Origin of the sequence: Corynebacterium sp. HMSC14B06 (assembly GCF_001807075.1) — a bacterium.
In the GTDB taxonomy this organism is placed as follows: Bacteria; Actinomycetota; Actinomycetes; order Mycobacteriales; family Mycobacteriaceae; genus Corynebacterium; species Corynebacterium jeikeium_D.
On the sequence record NZ_KV787388.1, the window covers coordinates 1 to 17,844 of the forward strand.

Consider the following 17,844-nt stretch of genomic DNA (forward strand, 5'->3'; position numbering starts at 1 on the left):
CCCCCCCCCCTTTCCCGCTACTGCTACCGCCCGTGAATCTGGTTCTGCGCAATCTCCAGCCCGTGGCTGGCGATTAACTCCACCGCCTCCGCAGCAGTGGGCAGAGTGAAAGCGAGCTCCTCGCGTTCCTTAGCATTGAAATTACGCAGCACGTAGTCCGCCGGATCTTGGCGGCCCGGAGGACGGCCAATGCCAATACGCACCCGCATGTAGTCCTTCGTGCCCAACGACTTCGTGGTCGAGCGCAGGCCATTGTGGCCATTCTCGCCCCCGCCGCGCTTAAGCCGTACCACGCCCGGGTCCAGGTCCAGCTCATCGTGGACTACCACGACGTCGGTAGGCGCGACGTTGAAGAACTTGGCCAGCGCCGCAATCGGACCACCCGACAGATTCATGTAGGTCCGGGGCTTAGCCAGAATCACCTGTCGCTCGCCGCCATCGGAGGTCTTAAACCGAGTCTGCACAATCTCAGCGTTGGACTTCTTATGCACGCTAAACGACGAAGGCATCGGAGAAGTGCGGCTCGCTAGTTCATCTAGCACCAGATGCCCGACGTTATGGCGGGTGAGTTCATATTTGGGCCCAGGGTTGCCGAGCCCCACGACAAGCAGAGGTGTGGTGGAGGCGTTCATGAATTCAATCTTGGCACACGGTGCGCGGTCTGTTGGCTTCGGGGAGTTTCAAGAACAAAAAAGGGACGGACCAGAGTGTCCGTCCCTTTTTAGCTAAACGTGAAAGCCTGTACTGGTTCAGTCAGATAGAGCCATTCAGCGTTTGAATTACTCAGCCTCTTCCTCAGCTGGCTCATCCGGGGTCTCAGCCTCGCCCATGCCCTCGATATCGGCATCGACGTCACCAGCCGGCTCTTCCTCCGGCTCGACAATGTTGAAGATGAGCAGGTCAGCGTCGTCGGTGAGGACCAGGCCCTCCGGCAGGGTAACGTCGCCGGCGTGAACCATGGTGCCGACCTCTGCACCCTCGACGGAGACCTCGATCTCTTCCGGAATAGCCAGAACCGGTGCGTTGACCAGAATGGTCTCGGCATCCTGCATGAGCAGGGCGCCCGGAGCGAGCTCGCCAGTCGGAACGACCGGAACCTCAACCTCAACCTTCTCGTCACGGTGAATGGCGAGCAGGTCAGCGTGGTCGATGTCGAGGGTCAGCGGGTTCTGGTCAACAGCCTTGACCATGGACAGCTGGGACTCGCCCTCGATGTTGACGTCCAGAACAGCGTTGACACCGTGGTTACGGATGACAGCGTGGAAATCCAGAGTGTCAACGAGGATGTGCTTCGGGGCATCCAGGTCAGCGCCGTAGATGACAACCGGGATGTCGCCAGCAACGCGGGCACGGCGAGCGGCACCCTTGCCGAACTCGGTGCGGTTACGGGCATCAATCTTGATGATGTTGGGCTTTGCCATGAAAATGGACTCCTAAACGATTCGATACTGAGTCGTCGAGTCGAGCACGTGCCGCATCCATGCCACCGTGGGCGCAAAAGTTGGGCTGCGAGCGTCGCGTCGATAACGGCAACCACCTACTGTGGCCGCCCTCGCCGAGACTTACCGGAGAAATTGTAGTGGACTAACAGGTCAAACAGCAAACCCCGCCACCACCAGCAAAACTAGGTTGCTGGTCGCGGCGGGGTGCCCGTCGGCAAGCGGAAAGAACTTATGCCTGACCCTCGAAGAGGGTGGTGACGGAACCGTTTTCGAAGATCTCGTGGATCGTCTTAGCCAGCAGTGGTGCGATTGGCAGGACGGTCAGGTTGTCCCAGCCCTCGGTGGACTGCGGCAAGGTATCGGTGGTGATGACCTCGCGGGCACCGCACTTCGACAGGCGCTCGCGAGCTGGGTCGGAGAAGACGCCGTGCGTGGTAGCGATGATGACATCCTCAGCGCCAGCCTCACGCAGCACCTTGACAGCGCCGGCGATGGTGCCGCCGGTGTCAATCATGTCGTCGATGAGCAGACAGGTCTTACCGGAGACCTCGCCGACCACGCGGTTGGCGACAACCTGGTTTGCGACATCGACGGAACGGGTCTTGTGAATGAAGGCCAGCGGGGCGTCGCCCAGGGTGTTGGCCCACTTCTCGGAAACCTTCACACGGCCGGCGTCAGGGGAGACCACGACCAGGTTGTCCAGGGAGTAGTTCTTCTTGATGTACTCCGACAGAATCGGCATGGCGTGCATGTGATCGACCGGGCCATCGAAGAAGCCCTGAATCTGGTCGGTGTGGAGGTCCACGGAGACGATGCGGTCAGCGCCTGCGGTCTTGAGCAGGTCAGCGACCAGGCGAGCGGAAATCGGCTCACGGCCACGGTGCTTCTTGTCCTGGCGGGCGTATGGGAAGAACGGCAGGATAGCGGTGATGCGCTTGGCCGAACCGCGCTTGAGCGCGTCAATCATAATCAGCTGCTCGATGAGCCACTTGTTCAGCGGTGCCGGGTGCGCCTGCAGTACGAAGGCATCGGAACCGCGGACGGATTCCTCGTAGCGCACGAAGATTTCGCCGTTGGCAAAATCACGAGCGGTCATCGGAGTCAGCTCTGTGCCGAGCTCCTTGGCAACTGCCTCGCCCAATTCCGGGTGTGCCCTTCCGGAGAAGAGCATGAGGTTCTTTTGGTTATCGATCCACTGGCCGGTCATCTGCCGTCTAGCCTTCCTGGTCTTCCTTGTTGTTGTCAGCGTTGTCAGCTACCTGAGCCGCCTTCGATGCCTCAGCAGCAGCGGTACCTGGACGCTTCCGCTCGACCCATCCCTCGATGTTGCGCTGACGGCCACCACTGACCGCCAATGCTCCCGGAGGAACGTCGTCCTTAATAACAGTACCTGCACCTGAGTACGCACCATCACCCACGGTCACCGGAGCGATGAACATGGTGTCGGAGCCGGTGCGAACATGCGAGCCGATAATGGTGCGGTGCTTGTTGACACCGTCGTAGTTCACGAACACGCTGGAGGCACCAATGTTGGAGTGCTCGCCAATCTCCGCATCGCCGACGTAGGTCAGGTGCGGAACCTTCGAACCGTTTCCGATCTGCGCGTTCTTCGCTTCTACGAAGCCGCCGAGCTTCGCGCCGACACCGAGTTTGGTGTTCGGGCGAATGTAGGTGAACGGTCCGACCGTCGCATCCTCGCCGATCTCCGAATCGGAACCGTGTGTACGTACGACGCTGGCGCGCTTGCCGACGACCATGTTGGTCAGTGTCGTGTCCGGTCCCACGGTGGCCTCGTCGCCAATCACGGTCTTGCCGTGCAGCTGCGTGCCCGGCAGAATCGTGACGTCGCGGCCGATTTCCACCTCAACGTCAATCCACGTGGTGTCCGGATCGACGATAGTGGCGCCCCCGCGCATAGCTGCCTCGCAGGTGCGACGGTTGAGCTCGCGGCCAAGGGTAGCCAGCTGGACGCGGTCATTGACACCGGCGACGACGGTGGCATCGGCGAGGCGGTGGCCTCGCACTGAGCGGTCGGCCTCACGGGCGATGCCGATGACATCGGTGAGGTAGAGCTCGCCCTGGGCATTGTTGGTGTCCAGCTGCTTGAGAGCGTTTGCCAGGGTCTCGGCATCAAATGCGTAGACACCGGAGTTGACCTCGGTGATCTCGCGTTCCTCGTCGGAGGCATCCTTTTCCTCCACGATGCGCAGAACTTCGCCGTCGGCGTTGCGAACGATGCGGCCGTAGCCGTGCGGGTTGTCAGCAGTGGAGGTCAGCACAGTCACGGCAGCGCGTGGCTTGCGGTTGTGTTCTTCGAGCAGCGCCTGGAGCGCTTCGGAATCCAGCAGCGGAACATCGGAAGTGGTCACCAGGATGGTGCCATCGAAGTTCTGCAGCTCGGGGTGCTCCAGCGCGCACTGAACAGCGTGGCCGGTACCGTTTTGCTCGTCCTGGTGGGCAATGACGACACCGTTGGAGTGCTCGGTGTCCGAGGCCCAAGTCCCGATGGCGTCGATTACCTTTTCGCGCTGGTGGCCAACGACAACAGCAATCTCATCCGGATTAATGCCCTTGGCGGCATAGAGCGCGTGCTCCAACATGGTACGACCGCCGATAGCGTGCAGCATTTTCGGCGTATCGGATTTCATTCGGGTGCCTTGACCCGCGGCGAGAATGACCACAGCGGTGGCCGAACCGTTCGACATGAAACTTGCTACTCCTCGGTCAGGGTGCATCACGGTCACGGCGGGGCGAAAAGTCACTTCTTAATTAAGGGGCCGGCCCCCCGCTTGCTCTCCCACCAGGACTCGAACCTAGAATGCCGGTACCAAAAACCGGAGTGTTGCCATTACACCATGGGAGAATGGGGCAAACGCGAAAAATTGCATGGCTGATTCGACTCAGCCAACTCGCTTGCGCCTGCGATATACGATAGCAAGACTTTAGCCACTAATCTAAAAGCATGGCCTCCAATTCTCCGAGACGACGTATGACCGGTCCACAGCGCAAAGCTCAGCTGACAGAAGTCAGCCGTGGAATCTTTGCCGCCAAGGGGCTTGATGCCGCCTCAATGGAGGAGATCGCTGCCGCAGCTGGGGTATCAAAGCCGGTTGTCTACGAGCATTTCGGTACCAAAGAGCGGCTCTACCAGGCAGTCGTCGACCAGGAGATGAAGACCCTGGAGGCCACGATTAGGGAAGCGTTGTCCCTGGGACGCTCGCGTTACCGCATCGAACAGGCGGTGTTGGCACTGCTGACTTATGTGGAGGAAAACCCGGAGGGATTCTCCATTATTTCTCGCGACCCCGGCGTGGCGGGTGGCTATGAGACGCTGCTGAATAATGCCACTGAGTCGATTACGCCTATCCTTGCCGAGGCTTTCAAACGCGCCGGCTTCGACCCGGCCATGTCGGTGCTCTACGGAAACTGCATGGTCGGTATGGTTTCGCAGACCGCTCGCTGGTGGATGGAGAAGCGCAGTCCGGATAAGGAGACAGTGGCGGCGCACATCGTGAACCTGTGTTGGAACGGGCTGGCCGGCATGGAGGGTTCTCCGACTCTGCATGGCTCCGCTGATGTGCCAGCGGCCGCTGAGGGCGCGAAGTTCGGCGCAGGTGCCGCAGCGGACCCGATGCAGGTGGCGGAGAACGGCTAACCAGCACGCAGGGTGGATCCGGGGTGCATGGTTATATTGGGGCTATGCCAACTTCTGCGTCTTCCTCGGCGAAAGCCACACCCAGCATTCTGCCGAACCCGCTGTCGGGGCTGGAAAGCCTCGTTGTCACGGATCCTCAATTTGTCGGCGTGCTCGGGCGCATCGGCGAAGACGAGCTGGCGCTCACGGGTGCGGACGCGGTGCGTTCGCACCTTATTTACGCCATGTCTACGAAGGTGCCGGTGCTGGTCATCACGGCTACCGGCCGTGAGGCGGAGGACCTGACTGCCGAGGTCAAGTCTATGATCGGCGACCGTGTAGCTATGTTCTCCTCGTGGGAGACGCTCCCGCATGAGAAGCTTTCGCCGGCCGTGGATACTGTGGCGCAGCGTCGTAAGGCGCTTTACGACGTTCGCCGGGGCAAAGTCGACGTTCTGATTGCGGCGGTGCGCTCGTTGGTGCAGCCGATTGTGGACGACCTCGAGGCTGAAACCAGTGCCCCCATTCACGTTCAGCTGGACCAGGACTGCGAGAACCTAGTTGAGCGGTTGGTGCATCACGGCTATTCGCATGTGGACATGGTCGGCAGGCGTGGCCAGTTTGCCGTGCGTGGCGGCATCGTCGATGTTTTCCCTGCGACCGAAGAGCTGCCGGTACGTATCGAGCTCTGGGGTGACGAGGTCACCGACCTGCGCGCTTTTTCCGTCGCTGACCAGCGCACGATCTCTGAGGTAGAGGTCGACCAGCTGGATATCTTCCCGTGTCGTGCACTGCTTATCGACGACGACGTGAAGGCCGCCGCGGAGAAACTCGCCACCACGCGCTCTGGCCAGGTCCAAGAAATGCTCACCCGCATCGGCGATGGCCAGTGGGTGGAGGGCATGGAATCGCTGATCCCACTGATTAGTCAGCATCCGATGAAGATGCTCACTGAGGTCATGCCGGAGAAAACGCATGTGCTCATGTGCGGGCCGGAGCGCATTCGCTCCCGCGCACAGGACCTTATCAGTGCAGGCGAGGAGTTTATGGCCGCAGCGTGGGAAACTGCTGCGATGGGTGGCTCGGCGCCAATCGCCACGGATGGGCTGGAGCCCAGCGCGTACCGCAGCTTGGCCTCTATCCCGATGCCCACTTCGTGGCATATTTCCCCGCCCGGCATGCTGGAGGCGGGAGTCACCGAAGATGATGTGCTGCCACTGACCTTCGAGCCTGGGCCCGCGCCACGCGGAGACTTAAAGGAAATTGGTCACCTGATGAAGCAGCTGCGCGATGCCACGGTCGCGGGGGAGCGAGTGGCGTACGTGGCGGCGACGCCCGCGGGGGCGCGTCGGCAAGCGGAAAAGTTTAGGGAAGCCGGAATTGCGACGCGCATGGCGGCAGGTCCGGAGTATCCCGAGTCCGGAAGAATTACCGTCTACCAGGGTGTTTTGCACGGTGGTCTGGTATTCCCGCGAATCCCCGGTGGCGCGCTGACTCTGATTACCGAGCAGGACATCACAGGTAACCGCATCGCGGAAGGTGCGCTTGGTGGGCGCCGCAAGCCGGCGAAGCGCCGTGGTCGCGTGGATCCGCTGGCGCTGAAGGCCGGTGACTATGTCGTACACGACACGCATGGCATCGGTCGGTTTGTGAAGCTCACTGAGCGCACCATCGGCACGGGCGAGGATCAGGCTCGCCGCGAGTACGTGGTGCTCGAGTACGCACCGAGCAAGCGCGGAGGCCCCTCGGACCAGCTCTACGTGCCGATGGAGAGCCTGGATTTGCTGTCGCGCTATGTCGGCGGCGAAAAGCCCGCGCTGTCGAAGATGGGTGGCTCGGACTGGAAGTCCACCAAGCGCAAGGCCCGTGGTGCTGTCCGCGAGATTGCGGAAGAGCTGGTCAAGCTCTACGCCGAGCGCCAAGCCGCGCCGGGCCACGCGTTCGCGCCGGATACGCCATGGCAGCAGGAGATGGAGGATAACTTCCCCTTCACCGAGACTGAGGACCAGCTTCAGGCCATCGACGAAATCAAGTCCGACATGGAAAAGCCGGTGCCGATGGATCGCGTGCTCATCGGCGATGTCGGCTACGGCAAGACCGAGGTGGCACTGCGTGCTGCCTTCAAGGCAGTTCAAGATGGCCGTCAGGTGGCAGTGTTGGTGCCGACCACGCTTCTGGCGCAGCAGCATTTGACCACTTTCACTCAGCGTATGGAGGGCTTCCCGGTCACCATTCGTGGGCTGTCCCGCTTTACCTCGCCGAAGGACTCCAAGGAGGTCCTCGAAGGGCTGAAGAACGGGACGGTCGACATTGTTATCGGCACGCATCGTCTCCTGCAGACCGGCGTGCAGTGGAAAGAACTCGGCCTGGTCATCGTTGACGAGGAGCAGCGTTTCGGTGTCGAGCATAAGGAACACATCAAGGCGCTACGGCACCATGTCGACGTGCTCACCATGTCCGCAACGCCAATTCCGCGCACGCTCGAAATGTCGATTGCTGGCATCCGCGAGATGAGTCAGATTCTCACCCCGCCGCAGGATCGTCACCCGGTGCTGACATACGTCGGCGCGCAGTCCGACAAGCAGGTCGCCGCTGCTATCAGGCGAGAGCTGCTTCGCGACGGCCAGGTGTTCTACCTGCATAATAAGGTGGAAACCATTGACAAGGTCGCACAGAATATCCGCAATTTGGTGCCCGAGGCCCGCGTGGTAGTGGCCCACGGTCAGATGGGGGAGGAGCAGCTGGAGCGCACGGTCGATGGCTTCTGGCAGCGCGAGTACGACGTGCTGGTGTGTACCACCATCGTGGAGACCGGCCTGGATATTGCCAACGCCAATACGTTGATTGTGGAAAACGCTCACCATATGGGTCTTTCCCAGCTGCACCAGCTGCGTGGTCGCGTGGGCCGTTCCCGTGAGCGCGCCTATGCCTACTTCCTCTACCCGGAAAATCAGACGCTGACGGAGACTTCCTACGACCGCCTGTCCACAATCGCGCAGAACAATGACTTGGGTGCCGGTATGGCCGTGGCAATGAAGGACCTGGAAATGCGCGGCGCCGGAAATATCCTCGGTGCGGAGCAGTCCGGTCACATTGCCGGCGTCGGTTTCGACATGTACGTCCGACTGGTTGGCGAGGCCGTGGCCGCACTGAAGGCAGTGGCCGATGGTGAAACTCCGGATGCTTCCGATAACGAACCGAAGGAAGTTCGGATCGATTTGCCGGTCGATGCGAATATTCCGGCCGAATATGTGTCGTCGGAACGCCTACGTCTAGAGGCGTACCGCAAATTCGCTGCCGCCAGTGCGCTGGACGATATCGACGTAGTGCTCGAAGAGCTCGTTGACCGTTACGGAACCCCACCCATTGAGGTGGAGAGACTGGCGGTTATTTCACGACTTCGAATTATTTGCCGGGAATTCGGCGTGCATGAAGTTCAAGCCATGGGTGCGCACATTAGAATAACCCCTATGGAGCTTGCTGACTCCAAGCAGGTGCGTCTCAAGCGCCTGTATCCACAGGCGACCTATCGTGCGGCAACGCGCACGGTTTCCGTCGGAATGCCGAAGGAAGGGCGAGGGTTGCGGGCAAAACCTGTCCGCGATATTGCATTGGTGCAGTGGGTAGCAGACTTCTTGACATCGATGGCGGGAATTCCACGTATGGATATCTCGCACATGGGAAAGGACTAGAAACCGTATGACTATCATCAAGCTCGATAGCCGCTTTCCAACTGCGATTCCGCTGGAAGCCGCTAGCCTGCTGACCGGTGAAGTCAGCTACACCGAAGAAGTCCCGATCCGTGTGCGTTGGGCAATCGCTGACGCCGGTGGGCACTCGGTGTCCCAGGCGGAGATTCTGGTCACCACTGATATGGAAAACGACGAGGTACTCGATCGCCTCGATGCGGGCGAGAAGGTCTACTCGGTCGAGCTGGATGATGCGCCGGCCCCAGCAGCTCAGGTTGCGGCGGCTCCCCAGCAGGACTCGGTGCAAGAACCTGAGCCAGAACTGGTTGCAGAGCCGCTGACGCCGCAGGAACAGCTTGCCGCAGCTCGTCTGCCCCACGTCGTCGAGGCCGTGGACATCATGGCGGCCGCACGGCGCACGGGGCAGTGGGAAGCTCGCCAGACGCACAAGAGCCTGCTGCCGTATCTCATTGAAGAGACCTACGAGTTTGTCGACGCAGTCAACGAGGGCGGTGACATTCGTAGCGAGCTGTCAGATCTGCTGCTGCAGATCCTCTTCCACGCCGAAATCGCGGAGGACTTCGACTTCGACGATGTGGCGACCGACTTTATTTTGAAGATGCGCGCTCGTCAGCCGTACCTCTTCGACGGCACTGTGGCCGAGGGCGAGATGGTGTCGGAGGAAGAACAGGAGCGACTGTGGGCTTACGGCCGCGGACGTCCGCGCTCGAACCCGGCCACACAGCTGCCAGCTCTGGCTTTGGCTGAGGAAGCCATCCGTCGCGCACGTGCGCTGGGACTGTCCGATGCAGACATTCCAGTGGAGATTCTGGTCCCGACTCCGGGGCTGGAGACTGAGTCCGGTGCGGAAGAACGGACCCGACAGGCTTCACGCGCATTCCTGACTGAGCTGGCCCAGATGGAGAATCAGCAGGCCGGCAGTGCTGAGCAGTGGGCAGCGGGCAGCGAAGATAACGAAGAGGCTGAGGACTTCGGCCCGTCGGAAAGCGACAGCTAGTTTCCAGCAAAAGTGATTTCTGTCCTCGAGTTTGAGTGATTTTTACGGTTTACCCCGTAGAGTAATTCCCCATGCCTTCTAATTCTCCCTTTGATGAATACGCGCACCCCGCACCCCGCGGGGCGAAGTCGCGTGGCCGCAGTAAGGGGAAAAAGAAGTCCTCGCGAGGATGTGGCTGCCTCGGTCTAACCTCCCTGGCGGTGCTGATTATCATTGGCACGGTTGGGGCGTTGGCGATGTTCACTGGACCCGTTATCCCGTCGTTGACCAAGAAGCCGATTCCGGATAATGTGCCGCCTGCTGCGGCTGAGCCACCGCCGATGATTGATGTCAACGCGCCCGGGCGCACCTCGGAACAGCTCCGACAGTGGGCGCAGCAGATTTCCCCGAAGACTGGTATTTCTGAGGACGCTCTCCGTGCCTACGGCAACGCATATGTGATTGCGGCCGAACAGTTCCCGAACTGCCACCTGGAGTGGAACACGCTTGCGGGACTGGGCAAGGTGGAGACTAATCACGGCACGTACTCGGGCAATTGGCTCAAGCCGGCGCATATCGGTGCCGATGGGGTAGTGAGTCCGACGATTATCGGTCCGCCGCTGGACGGCACGAGTGGGTTTGCTGAGGTTCTTGATACTGACAACGGCGAACTCGACGGTGACACAGAGTATGACCGCGCTGTGGGGCCGATGCAGTTTATTCCTGAGACCTGGCATCGCTTTGCGATGGATGCCTCTGGTGATGGTGTCGCCGACCCCAACAACATCGACGACGCAACTGCGACCACGGCACGGATGCTCTGCAGTGGGGAACGCGACCTCGCCACCCCGGAAGGGTGGGCATCTGCAATTCGCTCGTATAACCAGTCTGAGCAGTATCTTCGCGATGTTCGGGATGCTGCGGCGAACTATGCGCTGAATCAGCCCGCATAGGGTGAAAAGGATTTAAGGCGAAGGTTGGCAAACCGTGCCACAATTGGAGTCATGTGCCGGAACGGTTCCGGCGGAAAGGTGACCTATGGCTGCAATCATCGAGTTGAACGCACGCGAAATTCTGGACTCCCGTGGTAACCCGACCGTTGAGGTTGAGGTGCTGTTGGAAGACGGCGCTGTGGGCCGCGCTGCGGTTCCGTCCGGTGCCTCCACCGGCGTTCATGAGGCACACGAGCTCCGCGATGGCGGAGACCGTTACCTGGGCAAGGGGGTCGAGAAGGCTGTCCGCGCTGTGCTCGAGGAGATTGAGGACGCAATTATTGGCCTCGAGGCTGAGGACCAGCGTCTGGTTGACAAGACCATGATTGAGCTGGACGGCACCGACAACAAGTCCCGCCTGGGTGCTAACGCAATCCTGGGTGTTTCCATGGCTGTTGCCAAGGCTGCTGCTGAGTCCGCTGGCCTGGATCTGTTCCGCTACGTCGGCGGCCCGAACGGTCACGTTCTGCCGGTTCCGATGATGAACATCCTCAACGGTGGCGCACACGCTGACTCCGGCGTTGACGTCCAGGAGTTCATGATTGCTCCGATTGGCGCCCCGACCTTCAAGGAAGCACTGCGCGTCGGTGCTGAGGTCTACCACGCACTCAAGAAGGTCATTAAGGACAAGGGCCTGTCCACTGGCCTCGGTGATGAGGGCGGCTTCGCTCCGTCGGTTGACTCCACCAAGGCTGCTCTTGACCTGATTGTTGAAGCAATTGAGGCTGCAGGCTACAAGCTGGGCGACGATGTCGCTCTGGCTCTCGACGTTGCTTCTTCCGAGTTCTTCAAGGACGGCAAGTACCACTTCGAGGGCGGCGAGCACACCGCTGAGGAGATGGCAGCTGTCTACGCTGACCTGGTTGAGAACTACGCCATCGTCTCCATCGAGGATCCGCTGCAGGAGGATGACTGGGAGGGCTACACCACCCTGACTGCTCAGCTTGGTGACAAGGTCCAGATCGTCGGCGACGACTTCTTCGTCACCAACCCGAAGCGTCTGGCAGAGGGCATTGAGAAGAAGGCCGCTAACGCTCTGCTGGTCAAGGTCAACCAGATTGGTACCCTGTCCGAGACCTTCGAGGCCGTCGCAATGGCTCACAACGCCGGCTACAAGTCCATGATGTCCCACCGCTCCGGTGAGACTGAGGACACCACCATCGCTGACCTGGCTGTCGGCCTGAACTGTGGCCAGATCAAGACCGGTGCTCCGGCTCGCTCCGAGCGCGTTGCTAAGTACAATCAGCTGCTGCGCATCGAGGAGTACCTGGGTGACGCTGCTGTCTACGCTGGTCGCAGCGCATTCCCGCGTTTTAAGTAAAGAGCTGAGGCGCTGCGAAAGCTGCGTCTAGCACTGCCCGTCCGCACCACGCACGTGGTGGTGGGCGGGTTTTTGTTATTTCATCGGCTGACGGTCGGGTAGAGTGTGGGACATGAGTGCATCGGACCGATCTCGCCGCGGAACACAGTCGCGCCCTGCAGGGGCGGGGCAGCGTTCGGCAGCGGCAATCGCATCGGGAATGCGCTCGCTGAGCACAGCACAGAAGATCGGCATTGGTCTGCTGGTGCTTTTCTTAGTATCTGTTCTCGCAATTCCGCTGCGGACTTTTGCACAACAACAGGCGGATGTCGCCGCCACGCAGGACAATATTGCTCGCATGGAACAGCGAATTAAGCAGTTAGAGGATGAAAAGGAGCTTTACTCCAACCCTGCCTATGTTAAGGAGCAGGCACGTCTGCGCCTGGGGCTGGTAGAGCCGGGGGAGACCCCATTCCGTATCCTCGATCCGGCCGTTGGCGAGCAGCCTGTGACGCAGCCGGAGGAAATTCCGCAGCACCAGGCCAAGAAGTGGTACGAGACTCTGTGGGATTCCATTTCTATCCCGCCCGAACCCGAAGAGACTCGCCCTAATCCGGGGCGCGATCAGGCAACGAGGCCAGAGAGCTTGCCGACGGTACCGGAGTCCTAAATCGCCGTAGGGCTACCTGGGGCCTCTCGGCGAGGTTGCATGCGCGGCGGAGTGTGCCGTCGTAAAGCGAAACAACGCGCTTGTAAGGCGACTGTGAGATTATGTGTCAGTAAAAACGGAAGCAAAAGGAGTGTGACCGATGTCTGTGGATACCGCAGATTTGGAAGTGATAGCGGAGCAGCTCGGACGTGAACCGCGGGGTGTAGTGGACATCTCTTACCGCAGCCCCGACGGCACTCCTGGTGTGGTCAAGACGAAGCCGCGCTTGGACGATGGCACTCCGTTTCCCACGCTCTTTTACCTAACTGATCCGCGACTCACCGCGGAGGCCTCCCGGTTGGAGACGACTGGCGTGATGAAGGAAATGACCGCGCGTCTGGAAAGCGACGAAGAGCTCGCCGCCGATTACCAGCGTGCACATGAGGCGTTTCTGGCAGAGCGCAATGAGATGGAAGACCTGGGCACGGACTTCTCCGGTGGCGGCATGCCGACGCGCGTGAAGTGCCTACACGTTCTTATTGCCTACGCCCTGGCCAAGGGGCCGGATCACTTCCGACTGGGTACTGAGTCGGTCGCGCTGGCGGCGGAGAACGAGAAGCTGCGCGGCACCGCGATTCCCGCAGATTGGCCCACGATTGCCGAGCTCGGTATTGCGTATCCGGGGGTGGAGGGATAAATGACGACCCTCGCTGCCGTCGACTGCGGCACTAACTCGCTTCGCCTGCTTATCAGCCGGGTCGAGGTCGTCGATGGAGTTCTCGAAATCACAGAACTGCACCGACTGATGGAAATCGTCCGCCTTGGCCAGGGCGTGGACGCCACTGGCATGCTGGCTCCAGAGGCGCTGGAGCGCGTGCGGGAGGCTCTGACGAAGTATGCGGAGCTTATGCAGGTCGAGAAAGTGCAAGCAGTCCGAATGGTGGCGACATCGGCGACGCGCGACGCAAGCAACCGCGACGATTTCTTCGCCATGACCCGCGAGATTCTCGCTCCGTGGGGTGCAGAGGCCGAGGTTATTTCCGGCGACGAGGAAGCCGCGCTGTCCTTCCGCGGGGCGGTAGATGACTTGGAGCCCGAGCTCGGTCCGTATTGCGTCATTGACGTCGGCGGTGGCTCCACCGAGGTTATTGTCGGTGACCACGATGGTACGGTAGCCGGCTCTGATTCCGTGGCCATGGGCAGTGTGCGCTTGACCGAGCGGTTCCTGCAGACCTCGCCACCGACGGCGGAACAGGTCCAGGAGGCGCGTTCGTATGTTGCGGAGCTGGCCGACGAGATTGTTGCGAAGGTGCCTGTCGACAAGGCTCGCACCATCGTCGGCTGCGCCGGGACCTTCACCACGCTGTCGGCGCTGGCACAGGGGCTAGAAACCTACGACCCGGAGGCAATCCACCTGTCGCAGCTGCGCTTTGCGGCGTTGCGTGCGCTGACCGCGTCCGTGATTGAGACCGACGCGGAATCGCTCGCTGCCAATCCCGTGATGCATCCGAAGCGCGCGGATGTCTTCGCCGGCGGTTCCATCATTGTGGACGGTCTGATGGACATGTTTGAGGCGCTGCCGCTTTCCGAGGCAGCGAAGGAAGAGCAGCGCTTTTTCTACATCAGCGAGAAGGATATCCTCGACGGAATTGTGGCGAGTTTGGTAGACACCCATATCGCCCATTAATCTTTCTTAGGGGCCCCTATAGCCCAATTGGCAGAGGCAGAGGACTTAAAATCCTTTCAGTGTGGGTTCGAGTCCCACTGGGGGCACCAAAAGGCCAGGTCAGAGAGTTTTCTGACCTGGCCTTTTGCTATTTGTGCGCGCTACATGCGGATTACGGCAGGACGTTGAACTTCTTGCCGAGGACAAGTGCCGTGTTGAACACCTTCGAGTACAGCTCACGCGGCATCTGCGGCATCGATACCGGGGAAAGACGCTGCACGGTCACCGTCTGCTCATCGGTGTACTTCAGCAGGCCGCCCGCTGCTTGACGACGGCCCACACCCGAATCCTTGAAACCACCCATCGGGGCATCGACAGACGCGAAGGCCGCAGCAAAACCATCGTTGACATTGACGGTACCGGCCTCAAGCTGTGGAGCCAGCTCCTTTGCGCGACGCGGGGAGGTCCACAGCGAAGCGTTGAGGCCATAACGGGAATCGTTGGACTTGGCGATAGCCTCATGGACGTCCGAGACACGCTGGAGGACTACCACCGGGCCGAATACCTCTTCGGTCAGCAGGGCGACGCCCTCCGGGACGTCGGTAAGCACGGTCGGCTCGTAGAACAGCGGTCCCAGATCCGGGCGAGGACGACCGCCGGCCAGCACGGTGGCGCCGGCCTCGATAGCCTCGTCGACCATGGACTTGACGGTGTCGAACTGGCCCTGAGACTGCAGGCAGCCCATCTCGGTTTCCCACTCGTAGCCAGCGCCGATGGACATTGCCTTCACGCGGTCGGTGAATGCCGGGACGAACTCGTCCCAGACTGAGTCCACGACATAGATTCGCTCAATGGACACGCACAGGTGACCGGAGTTGGTGAAGCAGCCAATGCGTGCGCCCTCGACCGCGCGGTTGATGTTGGCATCCTCAGCGACAATCAGCGGGTTCTTGCCGCCGAGCTCCGCGGAGAAACTGATCAGGCGTTCGCCGCACTGCTGTGCCAGCGAGCGGCCGGTCTCGGAGGAGCCGGTGAACATCAGGAAGTCACACTGGCCGACAATGCCCTGGCCGACAACGCGACCGGGTCCTGGAATGACCTGGAAGAGATCCTCCGGAAGGCCAGCGCGGTAGAGCAAATCGACAGCGAAGAGAGCGGTAAACGGAGTGGTGCTGTCCGGCTTGAGCACGATGGCGTTACCGGCCATCAGTGCAGCCAGCGCATCGGAAACCGCGAGGGTCAGCGGGTAGTTCCACGGAGCAATAACACCGACGACGCCCTTTGGGTGGTGGTAGACGGTGGTCTTGGAAAGTACCGGGACCGCGCCGTGCGCTCGCTTCGGCTCAAGCAGTTTCGGGCCCTGATTGCCGTAGTAGCGGGCGGTGATAGCGGTGTGTACGAGCTCCTCGTGGGCACTGGCGCGGTTTTTACCGGTCTCGGCCTGCAGCAGGTCCAGCACCTGGTCGCAGTGGGTAAAGAGCAGGTCGTGGAAGTGGTGCAGCACTTCGCCGCGCTTTTCCGGCGCCATGCGGGCCCACTTCTTCTGCGCGGCACGGGCACGCTTGAAGGCCTCGTCGACATCGGCCTGGGTACCGACAGGAATCTGCGCCAGCTCCTGGCCGGTAAATGGTGCCGAGATAGTGGCGGTCTTCGACTTATCAGCTACCGTGACGCGCTGAAGAAGGCGGGCAACGAGCTCGTCGTTAAGCGGATTGCGGATGGTAGTTCGGTTTGTCGTAGCAGTAGATGCTGTCATGGCACAGATACTACTGTTGCGCGGCGCCCCGAGATAGTAAATTTGGCAAAACTACAAAAACTTAGAAAACTTTAGTAAGTAGTCCAGCCCATCCGACGGTTGCGGTCCGGGTCGCGCGGGCCATCGTTGCCGAACTCGAACGGTTCGTGGCCGTCGACATCGCCGTAGCGCATCTCCGGGTCATCATCCAGATCGTCGTCGACGTCGATGTCCGGCTTTTCCTCGGCCAACCGCTTGCCGAGGGTGTCATGCGGAGAAGCGCCCCGCCAGCGGTCCGGCGGATCCATTACATAATTCTCGCCATCACCGGTGAGGAAGTCGCCATCGAGCCCTTCCGAGCCATCGAGCGTGGTCTCGTCGAAATCACCAGTGGTATCCGGATCGTAGTCAAGGCCATCAGACATCTTGACCAACCTCCTGTTTCATAATCACTCATGTGGTGCCCACGCCTGGCGACTGTGAGTGTTTCCGCGATTACAAAATCACCGCCAGCAGGCGAGGAATTACCTTGATACTAACTGTTTTTCAGGGTTGGGAACAATACCTTTACATCGCCCGTTGTAGAAAGTGTAGGCAAACGTACGCGCGTGTGCCTGAATACAAAACGTAAGAAAAACTGAGAAAAGAAAGAAGGACGACGTGCGCGAAAGCAGCAATCCTGCATTCAGTTCACTTACTAAGACCGTCGCCCGCGGACAGGCGGGCGCACATCACTACGGCCAAGGTCAGATGGGCGCTGGCTACGGGGATAACCCGTACCAGTCGCAGGTTGCCGCCGACTACCGTCCGATGACGGTCGACGATGTCGTTTCCAAGACCGGCATCACGCTGGCAACCATCATTGTTCTGGCTGCAGTCAACTTCTTCATTGCCGTCAGTGTCTCCACCAGCCTGGCCATGATTCTGACCATTGTCGGCGCCATCGGTGGTCTGATTACTGTTTTGGTGTCCACCTTCGGCAAGAAGTACGGCTCCGCGCCGGTTACCCTCACCTACGCGGCCTTCGAGGGGCTCTTCGTCGGTGGCATCAGCTTCATGTTCACCGCTCCAATTCAGGGCGTTGCCGCAGGTGCGCTGATTATGCAGGCAGTGCTGGCCACCCTGGGTGTCTTCATCGGTATGCTCTTCGTCTACAAGTCGGGCGCTATCCGCGTGACCCCGAAGTTCACCCGTTTTATGAGTGCGGCTCTGATTGGTGTCCTGGTCCTCATGCTGGGCAACCTGGTGCTCTCCCTGTTCGGCCTGGGCTTCCCGCTGCGTGACGGCGGCATGCTGTCGATCATCTTCTCGCTGGTCTGCATCGGCCTGGCAGCCTTCAGCTTCCTGATTGACTTCGATCAGGCTGACCGCCTGGTCCGCGCTGGCGCTCCGGCTCAGTACGCCTGGGGTGTCGCCCTCGGCCTGGCTGTGACCCTGGTCTGGCTCTACACCGAGATTCTGCGTCTGCTGTCCTACTTCAGGGACTAAACGCTAGAAAACTAACTAACGCACAAGCGCCGGTTAGCCCGTTATTACGGGTGGCCGGCGCTTTGTTGTTGGCAGTCGACATATTGACCGATCAGGCTGTTCAGTGTGACGTCGTAAAGCGCGTTATTGAAGCGGGAGAGGGCACAAAAAATGGACCGATAGGCCATATGGGCTTCTATCGGTCCAAGAATCGGGCACTGTGGCCCGAAGTTGCCGCCTGGGGGTTAAGTAGCAAAAAGTGTGTCTGACTTT

General features: G+C 60.4%; 15 protein-coding genes and 2 tRNA genes. 10 read left to right on the top strand and 7 right to left on the bottom strand.

From position 1 onward, the window contains the following. Window positions 1–23: 23 nt before the first annotated feature. From pth to HMPREF3130_RS07355, 5 genes are all read right to left on the bottom strand, one after another. On the bottom strand, window positions 24–632 hold the full coding sequence (pth, locus tag HMPREF3130_RS07335) for an aminoacyl-tRNA hydrolase (protein WP_016423208.1): 609 nt from the start codon (window positions 630–632) through the stop codon (window positions 24–26). 147 nt (window positions 633–779) lie between these two features. Continuing rightward, window positions 780–1,421, bottom strand: coding sequence for a 50S ribosomal protein L25/general stress protein Ctc (locus HMPREF3130_RS07340; RefSeq protein WP_016423207.1), 642 nt, complete (start codon window positions 1,419–1,421; stop codon window positions 780–782). A 250-nt stretch (window positions 1,422–1,671) separates the two neighbouring features. Beyond that, complete coding sequence (locus HMPREF3130_RS07345) at window positions 1,672–2,649, bottom strand: ribose-phosphate diphosphokinase (protein WP_016423206.1); 978 nt, start codon at window positions 2,647–2,649, stop codon at window positions 1,672–1,674. 7 nt (window positions 2,650–2,656) lie between these two features. Continuing rightward, entirely contained in the window at window positions 2,657–4,147 is a 1,491-nt protein-coding gene (gene glmU, locus HMPREF3130_RS07350) for a bifunctional UDP-N-acetylglucosamine diphosphorylase/glucosamine-1-phosphate N-acetyltransferase GlmU (protein WP_070429657.1), read from the bottom strand. Between the two features lie 87 nt (window positions 4,148–4,234). Further along, window positions 4,235–4,305: transfer RNA gene (locus HMPREF3130_RS07355), tRNA-Gln, on the bottom strand. Between the two features lie 99 nt (window positions 4,306–4,404). Here HMPREF3130_RS07355 and HMPREF3130_RS07360 point away from each other — a divergent pair. From HMPREF3130_RS07360 to HMPREF3130_RS07400, 9 genes are all read left to right on the top strand, one after another. Beyond that, a complete protein-coding gene (locus HMPREF3130_RS07360) occupies window positions 4,405–5,097 on the top strand; it encodes a TetR/AcrR family transcriptional regulator (protein WP_101687444.1) in 693 nt (230 codons plus the stop codon). Window positions 5,098–5,141: 44 nt separating this feature from the next. After that, the gene (gene mfd, locus HMPREF3130_RS07365) at window positions 5,142–8,768 is read left to right on the top strand and encodes a transcription-repair coupling factor (RefSeq protein WP_070429658.1); all 3,627 of its coding nucleotides are present in this window, start codon (window positions 5,142–5,144) and stop codon (window positions 8,766–8,768) included. 7 nt (window positions 8,769–8,775) lie between these two features. Beyond that, complete coding sequence (locus tag HMPREF3130_RS07370; RefSeq protein WP_070429659.1) at window positions 8,776–9,783, top strand: MazG nucleotide pyrophosphohydrolase domain-containing protein; 1,008 nt, start codon at window positions 8,776–8,778, stop codon at window positions 9,781–9,783. Between the two features lie 71 nt (window positions 9,784–9,854). Next, complete coding sequence (locus HMPREF3130_RS07375; RefSeq protein ID WP_048733954.1) at window positions 9,855–10,715, top strand: lytic transglycosylase domain-containing protein; 861 nt, start codon at window positions 9,855–9,857, stop codon at window positions 10,713–10,715. Window positions 10,716–10,800: 85 nt separating this feature from the next. Continuing rightward, a complete protein-coding gene (gene eno, locus HMPREF3130_RS07380; protein ID WP_048733955.1) occupies window positions 10,801–12,075 on the top strand; it encodes a phosphopyruvate hydratase in 1,275 nt (424 codons plus the stop codon). Between the two features lie 112 nt (window positions 12,076–12,187). Continuing rightward, window positions 12,188–12,724 carry an FtsB family cell division protein gene (locus HMPREF3130_RS07385; RefSeq protein WP_048733957.1) on the top strand — a complete coding sequence of 179 codons (537 nt, stop codon included), beginning with the start codon at window positions 12,188–12,190 and terminating at the stop codon, window positions 12,722–12,724. Between the two features lie 139 nt (window positions 12,725–12,863). Beyond that, window positions 12,864–13,400, top strand: coding sequence for a DUF501 domain-containing protein (locus tag HMPREF3130_RS07390; RefSeq protein ID WP_049182367.1), 537 nt, complete (start codon window positions 12,864–12,866; stop codon window positions 13,398–13,400). Continuing rightward, entirely contained in the window at window positions 13,401–14,390 is a 990-nt protein-coding gene (locus HMPREF3130_RS07395) for a Ppx/GppA phosphatase family protein (protein WP_070429660.1), read from the top strand. A 12-nt stretch (window positions 14,391–14,402) separates the two neighbouring features. Then, window positions 14,403–14,479: transfer RNA gene (locus HMPREF3130_RS07400), tRNA-Leu, on the top strand. Between the two features lie 62 nt (window positions 14,480–14,541). On the opposite strand, the gene HMPREF3130_RS07405 is transcribed toward HMPREF3130_RS07400, so the two are convergent. Further along, window positions 14,542–16,125 (bottom strand): succinic semialdehyde dehydrogenase, encoded by a 1,584-nt coding sequence (locus HMPREF3130_RS07405; RefSeq protein WP_049172253.1) that lies wholly within the window; start codon window positions 16,123–16,125, stop codon window positions 14,542–14,544. Window positions 16,126–16,196: 71 nt separating this feature from the next. Further along, window positions 16,197–16,529 (bottom strand): hypothetical protein, encoded by a 333-nt coding sequence (locus HMPREF3130_RS07410; protein ID WP_048733964.1) that lies wholly within the window; start codon window positions 16,527–16,529, stop codon window positions 16,197–16,199. A 235-nt stretch (window positions 16,530–16,764) separates the two neighbouring features. On the opposite strand from HMPREF3130_RS07410, the gene HMPREF3130_RS07415 reads away from it, so the two are divergent. Further along, window positions 16,765–17,592 (top strand): Bax inhibitor-1/YccA family protein, encoded by an 828-nt coding sequence (locus HMPREF3130_RS07415; RefSeq protein WP_048733966.1) that lies wholly within the window; start codon window positions 16,765–16,767, stop codon window positions 17,590–17,592. The last annotated feature ends 252 nt before the right edge of the window (window positions 17,593–17,844 follow it).